Genomic DNA, 16,186 nt, shown 5'->3' with positions numbered 1-16,186 from the left:
TTGTATTGTTATTTATTGTCAGTTTTTTCAGCTTGTAGCTGACTCAATTTATATAGGTAGATGTTCAGTAAAAGGGTTGCGCGGTCAATTTCCTTTTGCTGTGAATACTTTTCAGCGTATTCAATACGACCTAAAAGCGGGAATAACGAGTTACTGTATTCGTACGCCTTTTCAGAGTTCTTATCTACATTCTGTCTAGCTACGTTGGCAAACACCGTTCTTGCGTCTGAGAATCGCTTATAAACATCCATAAACTGGTCTTCTAAATGGGCGCTCTGTGTCAAAAAGTTTTGACGTAGCTGCTGTGCAGAAGACGAATCCGGATAGATCGCGATTAATTCATTGGTCAAGCTATCGAGCTCGCTGACGTTACTTACTTTTGCCGAGTCCAAAAACCAGTTATTCATCATAATATCGACACGATTAATCGCCTGCGTTTTCAATGACTGAGCATATTTTTTATTTTCGTAATCTAACGAGGCGACCAAATTTACAAGTTCATTAAGTGAAGCTTGATTAATTTTTTGTTCCAATGTTCGATAACGTTGTTGCTCGTACATGAAATGTGAACATATCGCAGTAACAATCAAACCAATAACGAAGTAGATCATAAATCGACCAGACTTTGCCGGTGATGCTTTCTCTTGGCTATTTAGGTTGGGTGATGACACCGGTGCCGGAGAGGGAGACACATTCACTTTAATTTCAGGTGCCTTCTGCGTTGCTGCAGGAGCGCTAGTGTTGGCTTGTTTTTTCTCGCGTAACTCAGCCGCAATTTGTTGTTCTTTTATCTGCTCAATCCATTGATTCAAAATACGGCGAATGCGACCTAATGACGGCGCTTCAATACCGTAATGAAGACGAAGCTCTTCCTCAATCCTCAAGCATAATTGATGTGCTGCCTCTATCAATGGAAGCTCTTCTGGTAACGCCCGATGCTTATTAATTCGTTTTTCAGTATGCTCTACCATCCATTCAATAGCGCTCATTCGTGCCTTTGACTTTGAATGCTCTGGATACGCGTTGAACCAATATACGACACACACATCAAGTATTGAGTTTAACCCTTCAACAAGGCCTCTTAAGCCGTCGTTATAGGTTGACGCAACGGTAAAGTAACAGCAACAACGTAGGTCTTTCGCTTGGGTACTCAAGATCTTTTTTGAGAGTGTTTGAACCGTTTTCCACGAGACTCTCCCTGTGACTTTATTCAGGTTGTTTATTTGACGTTTAATTTCGTCAAAATCCTCAGAACCATTAGGATTAGAGCCGCTTGGGTTATTTTCATCGATTGGTCTTCGAGCGAAGTCGGTAAAAAACATAAGGAAAGTTCCAACTGATCATATAGAAGTATTAAGTTATATAGGATTTCACTACTGTTATATTAAATTATAAGCAGTGCACATCTGTCGCAATTCTATAGACAAAATAAGCGGATTAGATAATAAAAATTCATTAAAAGAAATTAAATTACTTTTAGTGTGATCTTTGTTCATAATATTAATATCAATAGTTAAGTCTATTTATAAGAAGAAACTTATATATGAAGATGAGAACGTTGATTAAAAAGTAACTAAATTGTTATCGAAGATTACGCTTTGTTCAATTAGCAATCAAATTCTGTTACTTCTATTTAAATAGAAAGATTTACTGTCTCGTCACTTAATCTGTAGTCGGTTCTTTAGTTTTTGTTTGTAGGTAAAACAACCAACCTGATAGTTGAAATGTATTAAATTATAGGTGTTTTTTTAGGCTTATTGAAAAAGAGAATATAATTGATATCTTTCGCCTCTAAGTAGAATATCGGTTTTCCTAGAGGGACGAAATGCTAAAACCAAGTCAAATTGGGCTGATTTCAGCCATGTGTCTATTTTCTTCTGTTGCAATGGCAAAAGGGGAGCGATATGGACTCTCTACCAGTATGTTGACTATCGATAGCATTAAATACGATGAAGGTAAAAGTGGTGAGCAGGATACGCTTAGGTTCGGCTTGGTTCATACTCGTCCTATTGATGAAAACAATAACCGTTGGCGTTGGTGGTTAGGGCTAAACTATCTAGCAGAAGATATTGAAGCGCCAGCAAACGGCTTATATCAAGAAGCGACGAACTATGAACTTCGTGTTGTTCCTCAATATGCGTTGACTTCTTGGAGTGTTTTCACGCCATACGTTGGTGCGGGCTTGTCTGTCGGTTACTCGCAATATTCTAATCGCTGGCAAGTAGACCAAGAGGGCTATCGTTATGAGAGTGTTGAAGACATCGACCAGTTTGAGTTAGGTGCGGTTATGACCCTTGGTACTGCTATAAAGTTAGGCAGTAATCCTGACGCCCATATACAAATTATCCCGCAGGCCTCTTATATCCTTCCGGTTGTAAATGATGGAATTGGTGGGCTTGAACTATCAGTTTCTTTGCTCTTTTGAGGTTCGTAAATGTACTCAAATCAGCTAGTTTTATTTATCTCAAAGTGTCCAGAGGAATACACCGGTGCAAAGCATATTGAAATGCCTGAAAGTGGTGGTTCGATAGGTCGTTCCCCAAGCTGTAGCGTGTCTTTAGCCGATCACAACCGCTTTATATCGGGCACTCATTGTTTGCTCAGCGTGTATGGAGATACCTACTATATAAGTGACGTATCAACTAATGGCACAATGGTAAATGGGAATAAAATACTAAAAAATCAACCCGTTGCGATAGTTGATGGCGACATCATTTCTTTAGGGCAATATGAGATTGGTGTTTCTCTTGAGCACGTTACCTCAACACTAGACATCGCCGCTGATATTGCTCCTGAGCGAGTATCTAGCGATCCTCTGGTTAGTCTAGGAGATGCGGTTGTCGAAGAGGAAGAAAAAGTCGGTGCCTTAGAAGATTTGTTTATGGAGACTAAACAGGATGACATTGATTGTCATGATCCTGTTGCTCACCTTAACTTTTCGATGCAGCGAGATGACGATTACTTAATTCGTGATAATGAGCGTACAGAATCTGAACAACCTAGAACCGTGGAAAGCACGCGTCAGGTGGTCGATGACAGTTTCAGTATATATTCCGAATTCGATCAGCCAAGCCTAATCCCTGAAGACTGGATGGCTGCGGAAACCAAGAGTAACGCATCAGTCAATGATGCATTAGCGCCAGAAAGCGGTAAGGCACATAGAGCCGATATTGCCTCAGCTGAGGTGATGCAACCTGGCACGGTAGCCCCAGATAGCACGATTCAAAGACAACATCGTACGCCTAATGTTACTGAGATGGTCGTAGAGCAGGCTAACACAGGGTCAAAATGGGAAGAGATGACCCAATCTTTTACGCCTTCTCCTAACACTAATCAGCAACTTCAAATACCTACGGCAGAGCACGCGATAAACAGTATGACGAAAGCACAAGTCGATACTGATGCGGCCGTTTGCTCTCAAGATATAGCGCAAGCGTTTTTTGATGGTTTGGGTATTCGAAATCCAGAGTTGATGACAAACGAGGCGCAGTTATTCAAGCAAATGGGCACTTGCTTGCGTTTATGTATTGATAACCTACAGAAAGAGTTGCACGAAGTGGAATCGTTAAAAGATGAGCAGAGTGCGAGTGAGGCTAACTCGAACATCGCAGAGCTAATGCTCACTTTGAATAGTCAGCAATTACTGGCTCCAAATGAACTGGTTGAACAAATGCTCGATGAGCTGAACGATCACCAAGTTATGTTTAACAAAGCACTGAATGAGCTCGTTTTAGAACAGTCTGAAACGAACGATCCCGTAGCATTTGCTAACAGGGTCGCTAGCCAGTCTTTGTTCTCAACTAAGTCAAAGCTGTGGGCCGAATACCTAGATTTCTACACTAATAATCGTCGCCTGCTTAATGAAACATCCTTAAAAGGGCTGATTAAGAAAAACTATAACAAAGTGATTAAGGGAAACCATGCGTAGTATCGCCGTATTACTCGGATTTGCCATGTTGTCCGGTTGTTCCATGTGGGATCAATTTAAAGAGTCCACGGGTATCACACCAGAAACTTCGTCGATTGAATTGGTTATTGAGGCATCACCTGTACTCAATGTGAGAAATGGGGGCCAGTCATCTCCAGTTATTCTCCGTCTTCACGAATTAAGTTCGCCAGTATTGTTCCGAAGCTTAGATTTCTTTGCCTTGTTTGAGAGCGATAAAGCGTCGTTGGGTGATGAGTACATCAAACGTTACGAATATCAAATACAGCCAGGTGGAAAAGTTCATGAAATGCTAACGCTAGACCCTGACACTCGTGCCGTCGGTTTTTCAGTGGCTTTTCGTGATATTGATGGTTCGTCATGGCGAAAAGTGGAAGTTATTGAAGAGAAGAGCGAGTACTACATCAAGCTCAAGTTAGAGGGCAGTGAGTTAATTTCTGATAACACTCGCGGCATTGAACAGGTTTACTTTTAAGGGATAGAAACATGTCTTTATACAATCCAGTTGTTTGGCAAGATGGAATGTTCATGAAGCCGCAGCATTTTCAACAACTCGATCGTTCGCAAAGTAAACTATCGAGCCTACTGAGTGCCAATGCATCGCCTTTGCATTGGGGAATTAAACGTTTAGAAATCAACTCTCAGTTACTAGCACTGGGTAAAATCGGTATTACTCGTGCTGAAGGTATTTTACAAGACCGGACACCATTTGAGCTTCCGTTGCTTGCTGAGCTGCCTGAAGTGAAAGATGTAGATCCTTCGATTGCCGATAAAGTCGTTTATTTGTGCTGTCCGTTACCATCGGAACGTTCTGAGTTATTTGGTACCAAAAAAGACGGTGCGCGCTATACGATGGAATCTCAAGAAGCGGTTGACGCTTGTTATGATTCGGAAGACATGGCAAATATCGTCGTCGGTAAGCTTAACTTTTGCTTAATGTACGATCATGAAGATAAGAGTGCTTACACGTCTATTCCGATCTTAAAGATCTCAGAAGTGAAGCCTGATGGCAGCGTGATCTTAGATGATAGTTTCATTCCTACCTGTATCGATATTCATGCGTCGACAGTACTGAGTAAATTTGCGACCGAGTTTGCTTCTATGTTGAAGCATCGCGCGGAATCGATAGTTCAGCGATTAGGGGTGGTGGATCAACAAGGCGTATCATCGGTTTCTGACTTTATGCTATTGCAAGCGCTCAACCGATACGAACCCTTGTTTTGGCATTTCGCCAGCACAGAAGCTGTGCATCCTGAGTCTTTGTATCGAATTCTTCTTCAGGCAGAAGGTGAGCTTTCGACGCTGTGCTCAACGACACGCCGACCTATTGAGTTTACGAAGTACAATCATGGTGATCTTACTAGCTGTCTTTCTCGCGTCCTAGACAGTGCAAAAATGACATTGAGCGTGATGTCTGAGCAAAGAGCAATTCCACTGACCTTAAAAGATCAGAACTATGGCATCAGAACGGCAGCAATCCCTGACAATAAGATCATTGATACGACAACCTTTATCCTCGCAGTTAAAGCCGACGTGACCTTGGATGTTCTGCATACCCAGTTTGTCAGCCAAACGAAGATCGGTTCTATCGATAACATACGTGACTTGATTAACCTTCAACTGCCTGGGATTGAGATCAAACCAATGCCAGTTGTGCCACGCGCGCTGCCGTATCACGCTGGCTACACCTATTTCGAGCTCGATAAAACGGGCGAAGAGTGGATGGCATTGAAGAACACTGCTGCGATTGCGATTCACGTTGCGGGCGATTTCGCTAACTTATCATTGCAACTTTGGGCCGTTCGTCTATGAGTTACGCAGAAACCGACGTCACCGTAGTCTTATTCCAACCAGAGCCTGGCAAACCAATGGAGGTAATGCCAGCGCCTGACTTGTCGAGAAACATCGCAGTACAAGATCTATCTATCGATAACATGGGTATTAACCCGCTAGTGGACCAGTTCTCATGGTTGATCGCTAGTCTGTCTTGTATGTCTTCGATCCCTTGGCTTGATGACCCGATGCCATTTCGTGAACAAGTGGCACGTGAGATTCGAAAAGGTGAACGAAAACTTAATGAAATGGAGCTCGATCGTGCTTCGGTTCTTGTTATTCGTTACTGCTTGTGTGCGGCGATTGATGAATCTGTTTGTCGGCAAGAGTGGGGGGCAAATAGTCACTGGAGCCAGAACAGCTTACTGTCTGAATTCCATAACGAAACATCTGGTGGTGACAAGTTTTTCGTTATTCTCGACCGCTTAAAAGCCGACCCTCGCAAATACCGTCACGTTATAGAGTTTCTCTATTTATTGCTTCAACTTGGTTTCCAAGGCAAGTACGGCCGTGAAGAGCGTGGTAACGAAAAGTTAGCGGAAATTGGCAGCACCATTTATCGATTAGTGCGAGATGACCGCCTAGCAGAACAAGAAAAAGTTTCTTTAATCAACCTTAAAGCTAAATACCTAAAGAAGCCGTTAAAAAGGGTAATTTCACCCAAGCTGATCTTGAGTCTTAGTGCGATGACGTTTGCGCTTATGTATGCGGCAACCTACATCGTCATAGACTTAAAATTTCAGCAACTGCTTGAAATGTATAGATAACCAGAGATCTAAAATGAGATCTTCTGTCAGTTTTAGGGCTTATTGTGAATATCACTGGTCTTTTAGTGAAATTCACTAGTTATTTAGAGAGATTGCAGTTTGCGATCTCTTTTATCATTCAATCAATAAAATTCAAATGGATTGGTTATGGGCGTAACAGTTGGTGCGAATGGACTTTCGATAGTTCATAAAGGCTCAGGTGGTGAAGCGAATGCAACGCTCCCAGATGTTTGTTTAACTAAGGTCGGCAAGCCAGTCGTTCCTATCCCTTATGGCAACAATGCTAAATCAGCAGACCTTGCAGGTGGGACTACGACAGTCTCTATGGATGGCGGTAACAGTGTCGCTATCAAGGGCAGTACGTTCTCAAAAAGTACCGGCGATGCGGGCGGTGACAGAAAAGGCGTTGCCTCAGGCACGATAGAAGCCGAAGCAAAATTCATTTCAGCTTCACCAACGGTTAAGTTTGAAGGTAAGGGCGTATGTCGCCTGTCCGATCAAATGACCATGAATAAAGCCAACACTGTGTGTCTTGGCGGCGCACAAAACCCATCGGTTTCTGTGAGTGAAGAGCAGGAAGGGACGTATACGGTTGATTTGTATCTCTCATACTCAGACGGTGAACCCGTTCAAGGCGCAACATACACTCTCACAGATCAATCTGGCGCGGTGTTTGAAGGAACTCTCGACGACAACGGTAAAGCATCTGTTGGTGGCGTTGCTCCGGGGGAGTTTGCTATAGAGTACGGCGAGGACAGCCGTGATTTTATGCCAAATGTCCCAACCAAGACCAACCCGAACTTTGATCCAAGTGCAAACGCGCAGCTAATTATTGAAGAAGCTAAGCGTGGAGAAGTCGGTTTCTGGGAGAATGCGTGGAAGAGAATGTCTGGTGCTGCAAGCTGGGTTTGGGGCGTCATTCTTGGTGACTTTAACGATGATGCCTCCGTAGAACAGATTATTGCCAATACGGCCCTGACCATGATCCCTGTTGTCGATCAAGCAGCAGATGTCCGCGATTTATCAGCGAACATTATGACGTTGTTGAATGAGGAAGAACGTGAAAAGTCGGAAAACTGGCTAGCTCTTTCATTAACGCTTATCGGTTGTGTCCCGACATTTGGTAGTGCAGTCAAAGGCACTTGTAAAGTTGCGTTAAAAGGCGGTAAAGGAACATCAAAAGATACTTTGCTTGCTGTTTTAAGAGGCATGGGTAAAGGCGATCCAGAAAAATTCCTACGCACGTTAGATTGGATGGATTATGCAAAACAGACCAGCCAGATTGTTAGCGATGTTCTAAAACCTTGCATTGAAGTGGCAACTGAGTTGGCTTCACACGCAAACAGAATGGGTGCAGATGAGCTCGGTACGTATTTCTTGAAGTTAGCGGATGAGGTAAAAATCATCGATAAGATGGTACCGGATAAGCTTAAAGAAGCGATGGGCGAGTTTGATGACCTTTTTGCTCGAATTTTAGGTAAGAGTGAGAAAACTTACCCAGCAAAAGTAAAACATAATACTGGCGAGTCTGCACAGTCAGGAAAGAGTTCTGCGAAGGCAAATGAGGATAAAGGGACTAAAACAGTTCGTTGTAGAGTGTGTAAGCGGGCAATCGCCGATAAACGACATAAGAAAAAATGTGTCCTTCCAGGAAGGAAAAAATGAGTATGAGCAATAACGGTTTTTCTCGACATGTTTCTGGTGAAGCATTACTAAAGGCCAATCATATATTAGCTGAAAAATGTGATTGTCCTCTTACTGGACATCATCTGATTAGCTTTAATTTGTTCGAAAAGCTATCAACTCAGCGAACAGAACAGATGCGAAACAAAGAATACAGTTGGAACAGTTTAGACAATATAGTAATACTTCCCAGCAGTGACAAAGGTACGGCTAAAAAGGTTGCGTGCAAGTATCGATTGCCTTGGCATTCTAGCGGTCATACGGGTAGAAATACAGTAAGTAAACTTAATCTTAAGAGTGATGAACAAGTGTACTCTAATGCAGAGCCTACCTCGATGTTAAATGGAGGGAATCCAATGAAGAGGGCTAGTATGCTGAACAAAGACAAAAATAAGATTAAAGCATATCCTTCTAAAGCCTATCATAAGTTTGTAAAGCAAGAATTGCTAGAGACGTTGGAAAAGCTACACTGTGAAATGCCACCTCCTGTATATCGAAAAGAACTGAATGATCTTTCGGAAAGAATTTGTGACATGATAAGTGAATTTACGATATTGCTTCACAATACAGGAGGTGACTTTTCTCCAAAAGGAAATGGTTGTAGAAGCTCAGATTGTCAGCAAAGAACACACAAAAATACAACTTGGCCGGAGATAGAAGAAATATGGAGTGGACTTTTTTATAAGAAAGCCCTTAAGTTCAATTATCTAAAGGTTGCTAGTAAATTATAGGTTTGAGATGGAAATAGCATACATAAATGAAGACTTTAACGAGGGTGAATCATTATTTACAGCCGTTGATAGTCGGTCGTCTTTCTATGATGATAATGATTTCACTCCCACTTCTTGTATAAGTGAGATTGTGTGGAAAGATGATGATATCTATGAAATGGAAGCGTTAGATTTAATCAGAGGCGGTGCTTTTAATGTCACTAAGCCTATTGCTGAACTAATTATGAGTTTCGACCCATACGGTGTTGAAGTTTATCCCGCAAAATTAACCTGTTCCGGAGACGGAGTGTTAACTGAGCGCTACATAATAGCAGTAGATAACTTAGTAGATGTCGTTGATTATGATAAAAGCATAAAAGTGACTGACGTAACTACTCGTTTTTACTTATCTGATGAAAAGATCAAGGAACTTCCGGATAGCAAGAGGCATGTTTTTAAACCTGTCGGAATGACAAAAACGTTCTTCTCAATCGAGTTGTTTGAAGCGCTTGTCCGTTTAGATGAGGAGGGTAAAATAAACACTAGTATCGTTGCCTTTTCATTTGATACATCCGAAGAGACGCCCCGAGTCTAGTGTAAGTAGGTAAATATAATAATGACTAACTACATAGTTTTATCTAAACAATCTTTGACTGACTTCCCATTCCAGCAAAGCCCTAAGCCAATAGTGCCAATTGAGCCTGATTTACTGCTTGAAATGACCTTTTCTCCAAAGTTATTTATCATCAGCGATATTGCGTCAAAAGTGGAGAAACTGGTCGTACACGGAGTAGAGTGGTTAGACGCTCGTGTCGATTGTTCTCCAAGCCAACCAACAGATGATCAAATTAAAGTTTACGAAGATTATCGAATGCCTTACATCCATCAAACTTATAAATTGACGGACAAAGAAAAACAATACGGCAAGTTAAACTGGTTAGACATCGAGTCAACGGAGTTTGATTTCTCTAAATTAGAAAATATTCCCTTAGAAGAACGATTAATATTTAAACTAGAAGAAGACTTTGGATTAGTTTTTATTCACCAGAGTGTGATTGACCTTCTTAAGAAAGACGTCAAAGACGTTTGGGTAAGGGATGTATAATTAATAGCGCCGAAAGGCGCTTTTTATTTTCTTTAAAATAAAGTATGGTCTCCCTCCTTTTAAAGTGGTAAGTGTTGAATAATTCAACAGTGGTTAGGTAAATGAATAAAATAACTAAACTCGCTTTGGCTTTGTCCGTATTGACATCTATTGTTGGGTGTCAACTGGTGTCAAATACGCCGATGCAATCGACAGCAACGAAGGAAATAATTGAAAAAGCAAAGGCAGAGTTTGATGGACAACGTTTTTATAAGTTGAATGAATATGATGAAGAAATCAACGTTTCAGATGACGGGGTCATTACCTTCAAGTCTTACTTACCACGCAGCGGCGGCTATGAATGGGTACCAATTGTGATACGCGATACTAGTTTTCGTGTTTCTTGCGATTATTTCAGTGAATATGTTGAAGCTGGAATGGTTGTTCAGGTTCAGTTTGTAGGTAAACGCGGGCGCATTGAAAATTACGACAAGCAACGTTGTGAAGAGTTTGGCGAGCCAACATGGCAATAAGATCTATGGATAATTAAAGCGCCGACAGGCGCTTTTTATTTACGTTTTAGTTAACCGTTAGAAAAGATGTAGACCAATCTTCGGAAGATTAGGCAAGCAATGCGTAGTATCTGGTCACAAGTTGGTATGAACTTGCCTTTTAGAAAACGCTAATAAAATCGCTAAACAGCTACATGCTAATAGAACGACACCTAAGTTTTGTGCTGTTCCAGCCATCGCTAATCCCGTCCCGATCATGATGTAGTACATGAGCCCAAATAAAGCGCCTGCGCTACCTACCTGTTGTTTATAATCAACGAGTGCGTCACTGAGTATATTGGGTATCGCAATCCCATAAGACATGACGACTAACACCATTGGAGCAACAAACCAGATTGATTGGCTCAGAATCAACACACCGACTGATCCCAAACTAAGCAATACTGCTGAGAGCCAAAGTAGTTGGCTTTTTCGAACATTTTTAGACACTAGGGATTTGTTTAAATAACTCCCAAGCAGAGTGCCTAACCCCAGTACCATGCCACTGTATCCAAATTGTTCGGAGTTATACCCAAGTGCTGAGAAAGTAAATGCGCCAAGCTGGTAATAAGAAAATAGAGCAATGTTATACAAAGCAACCAATAATCCTGAGCGCCAAATTCGCGCGTCTCTTACCATTTTCCAGCTAAGTTGATGCAACCGTACTGGTGTCTGTTCCTTCTGTGTTTCAGGAAGCTTAATAACGTTATAAGCGAGCAATACTAACGCGATTAAAAACAAGGCAAAAAACACATAACGGTATCCACCAAGCGCTGTAAGCTGCCCGCCTAATAGCATGCCAACTACCGGGCTGATTGATATACCCATCCCCATTAAGCTAAAGACTTTACTCAGTTCTTGACCGTCAAACGCGTCACGAAGCATGGTCTGTGTGACAACGGATCCTACCGCGATACCAAATGCGCTTAGGGCTCGCGCGGCCATGACAACAGCAAAGCTTTCGGTTTGAGTTGCGAGTAAAGATGCGCAACCATAGATAAAGAGCCCAATAAGCATGGTGGGCCTTCTTCCCAGTTTATCTGCGAGAACTCCCCAAACTACAACGCCAATGGCAAAAGCTAGGAAGTAAATAGACAATGTTTGGGCTGCTTGTGCGTGGTTTACATCAAATGATAGAGCGATTGAGCTCAACGCTGGGCTATAGATGGTTTCTACAATTTGCGGAAACATCAACATAACCAGCATGAGCCATAAAGAGGGCTTAGTATTCATATTGTTACCCATCGTTAATGAAGTTGGCGGGCAGTATAAATGAGGCTATGATTGATCTAATAACAACATAAAAACCAAATACATCAACATTCGGACAAAATGGCGCTTATTAACGAAAAAACACAATTTGATGCAGACAAAATTTCTAATTGTGTAGTGGGAATTGCTGCGGATATTGGCAAGCACGACTCAGGTATGCATCAGCACAAAAAAGGGCAGTTATTGTACGCACCTCAAGGTTGTATGAGTTTTGCTCTGGAAGACTCGATTTGTATTTTGCCACCGACAAAGGCGGTTTGGATCCCACCTAATACGCCGCATCGCGCACTAATGACGAATGTGGTGGCGTATCGATCTTTGTATTTTGATTGTGAGGAGTTTGCCTGTCCGAGTAAGATCACGATGATAGAAGTGAATAATTTACTCCAAGCTCTTATTGATAAAATGTCATTTTGGGAGTGGGATAAGCCTAGCAGCGAGATGGTAAATACGACGGCGCTTTTTTGGGAGGAGTTTTATGCTGCGAAACGTTATTCGTTTCAGTTGCCTTTGCCATCGCATCGGCGCTTAACAACGTTTCGTCGAGAGTTGGTTGAACCTTCATTTCTAGCTCCTTCGCTTACTACTCTTGCAAGCAAAGTTGGGGCAAGCACCAAGACGGTAACACGATTATTTAAGTCGGAAACGGGAATGAACTATCAAGATTGGCGGCAACAGTGGAGGCTTTTAAAAGCAGTTGAATTGTTATCAACGGGCATGCCAGTCAGCGCAGTTGCCGATTGGCTGGAGTTTTCGTCAGACAGTGCTTTTATTGCATTTTTCAAAAAGCAAACTGGACAAACACCTCTGACGTTTATGAAAACCAAGCCTTAAGCGTCAAAATGCTCACACTCTTTCTAGAACAAACCCCAGGTTCACAGGCTCAGCCTATAAAGCATACATAGACAGGTACCAACGTGCAGGTTACTTGTCTTTACTCTGCAGTTTGCGAAAGTATTGCGTAGTAAAATCAACAAAGGCTCGGATGCGTTTTGGTTGATGTCGGTCGTGATGATAAAGGAGTGAAAATTCCACACTCGGAATGCTCCAATTGGTAAACACTTCTTTTAGCTTGCCTGTCTGGAGTTCTTGTTGACAATAAAGTGCTGGCACACGGATGATGCCATTTCCCGCCAAGGCTGCTTTTATCATTACTCTGCCACTCTTACATCGTAACTGTCCACGTATCTGGTGTTCCGTTGACTGCTTTGTATTCGTGTTCTCAAATGCCCACCGTGTCACACTACCTGTCAAACAAACGTGTTTTTCTAAGTCCTTTGGATGAGAAGGATAGCCATATGTTTCTAAATAGTTTGGGCTTGCGTATGTCCCCATTTCCACATCGATCAGTTTGCGAGCGATAAAGTTGGAGTCGTCTAACTTTCCCATTCGAAAAGCGATATCGAATTCATCCGCGATTAAATCGACACGATGGCTACTAAAATCTAAGTTAATGCTCACTTGTGGGTGTTGGATTAGAAATTGAGCAACGATATCTGCGACAACGTCTTCTCCTAAATAGCCCCCCACACAGTTGATACGAATGTCACCTCTTAAGTCTTCTACATCATCAACCACTGCCATAACAGCTTGATCAATATTGTGAAGGGCAGTTTCACACTGTTTATACAGAACCTTGCCTGCTTCGGTGAGGTTCAGTGTTCGAGTGGTCCTTTGTAGCAAAGTGACACCAATCTGTTGCTCCAGATTTGTTATTTGACGTGAAACGTGTGAGCGAGAAACGCCAAGTTGCTCTGCTGCTTTCGTGAAGTTTCCTAGTTGAGCGATTAGGACGAAAGAGCGAATATCCGCAAGGTTGATGTGTGTTTGCATGATGACTTCTTCATAATTCAAAAAAGTATTGTTGCAGTATAACAACAGTGTTTCAACTAGGTCGGTATATATCAACAAACAAAGTTTTCTTAAACTTACCGCCACTGATGTAAACCGTTCGATTAAGGATTCAAAATGAAAAAGTTAATTGTTATTACAGGCGCTAGTTCAGGCATTGGTGAAGCGATTGCACGTCACTTCAGTGAACAGGGCCATGCTCTTCTTTTGTTAGCAAGACGTGTAGAACGTTTGGAAGCATTAAACTTACCAAATACGCTTTGTGAAAAGGTAGATGTGACCGACAAAGCTTCTTTTGAGGCTGCAATTGAGAAAGCTGAAGCGTTGTATGGTCCGGTAGATGCACTTGTAAATAACGCAGGCGTTATGCTTCTAGGTCAGATAGATACTCAGGAAGCATCGGAGTGGAAGTGCATGTTTGATGTGAACGTAATTGGTTTGCTCAATGGCATGCAGTCCGTCCTAGCACCTATGAAAGCACGTAACAGTGGTACGATCATTAACATCAGCTCTATCGCGGGCAAGAAAACATTCCCTGATCATGCTGCTTATTGCGGTACCAAATTTGCGGTTCATGCTATTTCTGAAAACGTACGTGAAGAAGTTGCATCATCGAATGTTCGCGTTACGACGATTGCACCTGGTGCAGTGGAAACGGAATTACTTTCACATACAACGTCTCAAGATATTAAAGATGGTTATGACGCCTGGAAGGTGGATATGGGCGGCGTGTTGGCAGCAGACGACATTGCACGAGCAGTGCTGTTTGCTTATCAGCAACCGCAAGGTGTATGTGTTCGTGAAATTGCTTTGGCACCGACAAAACAACAACCTTAACATCGAGTTACGGCGATTTTAGGTCACTAAAGCCGTAAAACTTTGCATATCGATTCGTGATTGAGATGGCATCTTTAAACTAAGTTGCGTGAAAATTTAGGTCATCCATTTAAATCCGGACACTAAGTGTGTTATTGCTTATACCCAAGTTACTCAAGGTGAGAAAAAACTTTGAGTAATTTGGGTTTTTATTTGGTCTCAACTTTAGGTAGCGGAATTTATTTAGGTCGAAGGCGATAGTTGTGAAGAAAGGAGAGTGTGACGTAAAACAAAATGAAGCAATATCCGTCTCTTAATGAGAATTGATTTCATCAACGTCACAAGCCGTTACAATTATCCGTTAGGTATTATACTTTGTGGGTGGTTAATATTTAACCAAACAAGGAGGTGTGTATGAAACGATTCGCAAACATACTTTTTGCAACACAAGGATTGCCAGGCCATAGTGACGCCCTCGAACAAGCTATGAGGATTGCATCTAGCAACAAAGTGCCTGTCTCAGGGCTAATAGCGTGTCCTGATTTCCCAACAGACATGATCCAGTATCAGCAAAGTTATGAGCAATCGCTGCAAGACTCCCTCAAACAAAGTATTCACGAATACAGACAGAAGCTGGGACTCTCTGAAGAGGATCTCGCATTTCCTCTTACTGTGAAAAGCAGTGAAAAGCCCGCTGTCTGTATTATTCAAGAAGCATTAGCTGATAACAAAGATCTCATCATCAAAGAAGCTGAACCGCTCGGTGAAGGTGCTGAGGGTTTCAAAGCTATTGATATGACTCTGTTACGAAAATGCCCTTGTCCGCTTTGGTTGCACCGACCAATTGATAAGCCAAGAGATAAGCGCCGTGTTGCTGTGGCTATCGACCCATTAACGGCAAGCGATGAACAGCACTCATTAGCCGTGCGTTTACTCGAATTATCGCGTTCGATAGCCGACACCTGCGATAGTCGTTTACACGTGATTTCTTGCTGGGAGTATTACTTAGAAAACTACCTTAATGGTAACGCTTGGATTCAAGTCGATGATGCTGAGTTGAAACATGAACTCGACAAAGCAAAAGCCGATCATAAACAAGCTCTGCAACAGCTGTTGGAGGAGTCTGGGATTACAGGTGAAATTGTGATTCACCACCTGCATGGAAAACCCGACGAAAAGATTCCAGATTACGTAGAGAGTATTGAGGTAGACGTGCTGGTAATGGGAACCTTAGCGAGAACTGGTATATCTGGCTATGTCATTGGTAATACGGCTGAAAATATTTTGCAATCGATTAACTGTAGTTTGGTCGCTCTTAAGCCCGATGGCTTTGTCTCACCGATTCAGTAATTGGGGTGTAACAAAGTTGGGTTTAAGTTATGTTTTAGGTAAAGGAGGGAGATGGATCTCTAGAACATGGAATTATCAATGTATCAATAAGTTATCAGAGGAGAGTGACATGAAAAACCTATGCCCGAAATGCCACACAGAAATGATAGAACGTTCGAATGTTTATGTTTGTCCGAGAAATGATATCGGTGACTGCACCTACGATGCATTCGAGTTAGCTGATGACGATAATCCATATACATTCAGCCAAGAACACGTAAGTAGTGACCTACGTTCTTATGCCGTAGCAGACAGCAAATAGCGGTTTGTATCGGCGTTCCTCT

Annotated in this window: 17 protein-coding genes; 14 read left to right on the top strand and 3 right to left on the bottom strand. The window is 42.1% G+C overall.

Translation table 11 applies throughout. The features are described 5' to 3' along the window. Nucleotides 1-8 precede the first annotated feature (8 nt). Complete coding sequence (locus tag H9L11_RS22515) at nt 9-1,322, bottom strand: type VI secretion system ImpA family N-terminal domain-containing protein (protein ID WP_005386112.1); 1,314 nt, start codon at nt 1,320-1,322, stop codon at nt 9-11. A gap of 503 nt (nt 1,323-1,825) precedes the next feature. Between H9L11_RS22515 and H9L11_RS22510 the strand changes: the two genes are divergently transcribed. The 10 genes from H9L11_RS22510 (at nt 1,826) to H9L11_RS22465 (ending at nt 10,556) form a co-directional block, all read left to right on the top strand. Next, nucleotides 1,826-2,425, top strand: a complete 600-nt coding sequence (locus H9L11_RS22510) for a hypothetical protein (RefSeq protein WP_054574680.1) — start codon at nt 1,826-1,828, stop codon at nt 2,423-2,425. 9 nt (nt 2,426-2,434) lie between these two features. Next, nucleotides 2,435-3,928: an FHA domain-containing protein gene (locus H9L11_RS22505; protein ID WP_086047486.1), complete on the top strand. Its 1,494-nt coding sequence runs from the start codon at nt 2,435-2,437 to the stop codon at nt 3,926-3,928. Then, entirely contained in the window at nt 3,921-4,421 is a 501-nt protein-coding gene (tssJ, locus tag H9L11_RS22500; RefSeq protein WP_005386118.1) for a type VI secretion system lipoprotein TssJ, read from the top strand. Before H9L11_RS22505 ends, tssJ begins: the two co-directional genes overlap by 8 nt. Nucleotides 4,422-4,432: 11 nt before the next feature. After that, complete coding sequence (tssK, locus tag H9L11_RS22495) at nt 4,433-5,758, top strand: type VI secretion system baseplate subunit TssK (protein WP_005373357.1); 1,326 nt, start codon at nt 4,433-4,435, stop codon at nt 5,756-5,758. Beyond that, a complete protein-coding gene (gene icmH / locus H9L11_RS22490; protein ID WP_005373354.1) occupies nt 5,755-6,546 on the top strand; it encodes a type IVB secretion system protein IcmH/DotU in 792 nt (263 codons plus the stop codon). Before tssK ends, icmH begins: the two co-directional genes overlap by 4 nt. Nucleotides 6,547-6,693: 147 nt before the next feature. Continuing rightward, nucleotides 6,694-8,211: a PAAR-like domain-containing protein gene (locus H9L11_RS22485; protein ID WP_136976744.1), complete on the top strand. Its 1,518-nt coding sequence runs from the start codon at nt 6,694-6,696 to the stop codon at nt 8,209-8,211. Nucleotides 8,212-8,213: 2 nt separating this feature from the next. Then, a complete protein-coding gene (locus H9L11_RS22480) occupies nt 8,214-8,960 on the top strand; it encodes an AHH domain-containing protein (protein WP_226083226.1) in 747 nt (248 codons plus the stop codon). A 7-nt stretch (nt 8,961-8,967) separates the two neighbouring features. Further along, nucleotides 8,968-9,534: a hypothetical protein gene (locus H9L11_RS22475; RefSeq protein WP_047008198.1), complete on the top strand. Its 567-nt coding sequence runs from the start codon at nt 8,968-8,970 to the stop codon at nt 9,532-9,534. Between the two features lie 21 nt (nt 9,535-9,555). Beyond that, nucleotides 9,556-10,044, top strand: a complete 489-nt coding sequence (locus H9L11_RS22470) for a hypothetical protein (RefSeq protein WP_033906419.1) — start codon at nt 9,556-9,558, stop codon at nt 10,042-10,044. A gap of 101 nt (nt 10,045-10,145) precedes the next feature. Further along, nucleotides 10,146-10,556, top strand: a complete 411-nt coding sequence (locus H9L11_RS22465; RefSeq protein ID WP_033906420.1) for a hypothetical protein — start codon at nt 10,146-10,148, stop codon at nt 10,554-10,556. Between the two features lie 114 nt (nt 10,557-10,670). Here the strand turns inward: H9L11_RS22465 and H9L11_RS22460 are convergent, their stop codons facing one another. Continuing rightward, nucleotides 10,671-11,807 (bottom strand): multidrug effflux MFS transporter, encoded by a 1,137-nt coding sequence (locus H9L11_RS22460; RefSeq protein ID WP_064369329.1) that lies wholly within the window; start codon nt 11,805-11,807, stop codon nt 10,671-10,673. A 99-nt stretch (nt 11,808-11,906) separates the two neighbouring features. Between H9L11_RS22460 and H9L11_RS22455 the strand changes: the two genes are divergently transcribed. Then, nucleotides 11,907-12,680, top strand: coding sequence for a helix-turn-helix transcriptional regulator (locus tag H9L11_RS22455; RefSeq protein WP_064376645.1), 774 nt, complete (start codon nt 11,907-11,909; stop codon nt 12,678-12,680). A gap of 90 nt (nt 12,681-12,770) precedes the next feature. Here H9L11_RS22455 and H9L11_RS22450 read toward each other — a convergent pair whose 3' ends face one another. Next, nucleotides 12,771-13,679 (bottom strand): LysR family transcriptional regulator, encoded by a 909-nt coding sequence (locus H9L11_RS22450; RefSeq protein WP_005373334.1) that lies wholly within the window; start codon nt 13,677-13,679, stop codon nt 12,771-12,773. Between the two features lie 135 nt (nt 13,680-13,814). Between H9L11_RS22450 and H9L11_RS22445 the strand changes: the two genes are divergently transcribed. The 3 genes from H9L11_RS22445 to H9L11_RS22435 all read left to right on the top strand — a co-directional run bounded on the left by H9L11_RS22445 (nt 13,815) and on the right by H9L11_RS22435 (nt 16,164). Beyond that, nucleotides 13,815-14,534: an SDR family oxidoreductase gene (locus H9L11_RS22445; protein ID WP_205391215.1), complete on the top strand. Its 720-nt coding sequence runs from the start codon at nt 13,815-13,817 to the stop codon at nt 14,532-14,534. 393 nt (nt 14,535-14,927) lie between these two features. Next, nucleotides 14,928-15,863 (top strand): universal stress protein, encoded by a 936-nt coding sequence (locus tag H9L11_RS22440; RefSeq protein WP_005373330.1) that lies wholly within the window; start codon nt 14,928-14,930, stop codon nt 15,861-15,863. 109 nt (nt 15,864-15,972) lie between these two features. Continuing rightward, a complete protein-coding gene (locus tag H9L11_RS22435) occupies nt 15,973-16,164 on the top strand; it encodes a hypothetical protein (RefSeq protein ID WP_005373328.1) in 192 nt (63 codons plus the stop codon). The last annotated feature ends 22 nt before the right edge of the window (nt 16,165-16,186 follow it).

This window comes from Vibrio sp. sp1, from assembly GCF_016920955.1.
Taxonomy (GTDB): domain Bacteria; phylum Pseudomonadota; class Gammaproteobacteria; order Enterobacterales; family Vibrionaceae; genus Vibrio; species Vibrio alginolyticus.
Note: the sequence above shows the minus strand (reverse complement) of the source record. Positions and strands in the feature narration are given on the sequence as shown.

Coding starts and splice junctions, on each gene's coding strand:
- H9L11_RS22485 (WP_136976744.1), top strand. CDS start 6,694: ATGGGCGTAACAGTTGGTGCGAATGGACTTTCGATAGTTCATAAAGGC.
- tssK (WP_005373357.1), top strand. CDS start 4,433: ATGTCTTTATACAATCCAGTTGTTTGGCAAGATGGAATGTTCATGAAG.
- icmH (WP_005373354.1), top strand. CDS start 5,755: ATGAGTTACGCAGAAACCGACGTCACCGTAGTCTTATTCCAACCAGAG.
- H9L11_RS22450 (WP_005373334.1), bottom strand. CDS start 13,679: ATGCAAACACACATCAACCTTGCGGATATTCGCTCTTTCGTCCTAATC.
- H9L11_RS22515 (WP_005386112.1), bottom strand. CDS start 1,322: ATGTTTTTTACCGACTTCGCTCGAAGACCAATCGATGAAAATAACCCA.
- H9L11_RS22445 (WP_205391215.1), top strand. CDS start 13,815: ATGAAAAAGTTAATTGTTATTACAGGCGCTAGTTCAGGCATTGGTGAA.
- H9L11_RS22455 (WP_064376645.1), top strand. CDS start 11,907: ATGGCGCTTATTAACGAAAAAACACAATTTGATGCAGACAAAATTTCT.
- tssJ (WP_005386118.1), top strand. CDS start 3,921: ATGCGTAGTATCGCCGTATTACTCGGATTTGCCATGTTGTCCGGTTGT.
- H9L11_RS22465 (WP_033906420.1), top strand. CDS start 10,146: ATGAATAAAATAACTAAACTCGCTTTGGCTTTGTCCGTATTGACATCT.
- H9L11_RS22505 (WP_086047486.1), top strand. CDS start 2,435: ATGTACTCAAATCAGCTAGTTTTATTTATCTCAAAGTGTCCAGAGGAA.
- H9L11_RS22470 (WP_033906419.1), top strand. CDS start 9,556: ATGACTAACTACATAGTTTTATCTAAACAATCTTTGACTGACTTCCCA.
- H9L11_RS22475 (WP_047008198.1), top strand. CDS start 8,968: ATGGAAATAGCATACATAAATGAAGACTTTAACGAGGGTGAATCATTA.
- H9L11_RS22510 (WP_054574680.1), top strand. CDS start 1,826: ATGCTAAAACCAAGTCAAATTGGGCTGATTTCAGCCATGTGTCTATTT.
- H9L11_RS22435 (WP_005373328.1), top strand. CDS start 15,973: ATGAAAAACCTATGCCCGAAATGCCACACAGAAATGATAGAACGTTCG.
- H9L11_RS22460 (WP_064369329.1), bottom strand. CDS start 11,807: ATGAATACTAAGCCCTCTTTATGGCTCATGCTGGTTATGTTGATGTTT.
- H9L11_RS22480 (WP_226083226.1), top strand. CDS start 8,214: ATGAGCAATAACGGTTTTTCTCGACATGTTTCTGGTGAAGCATTACTA.
- H9L11_RS22440 (WP_005373330.1), top strand. CDS start 14,928: ATGAAACGATTCGCAAACATACTTTTTGCAACACAAGGATTGCCAGGC.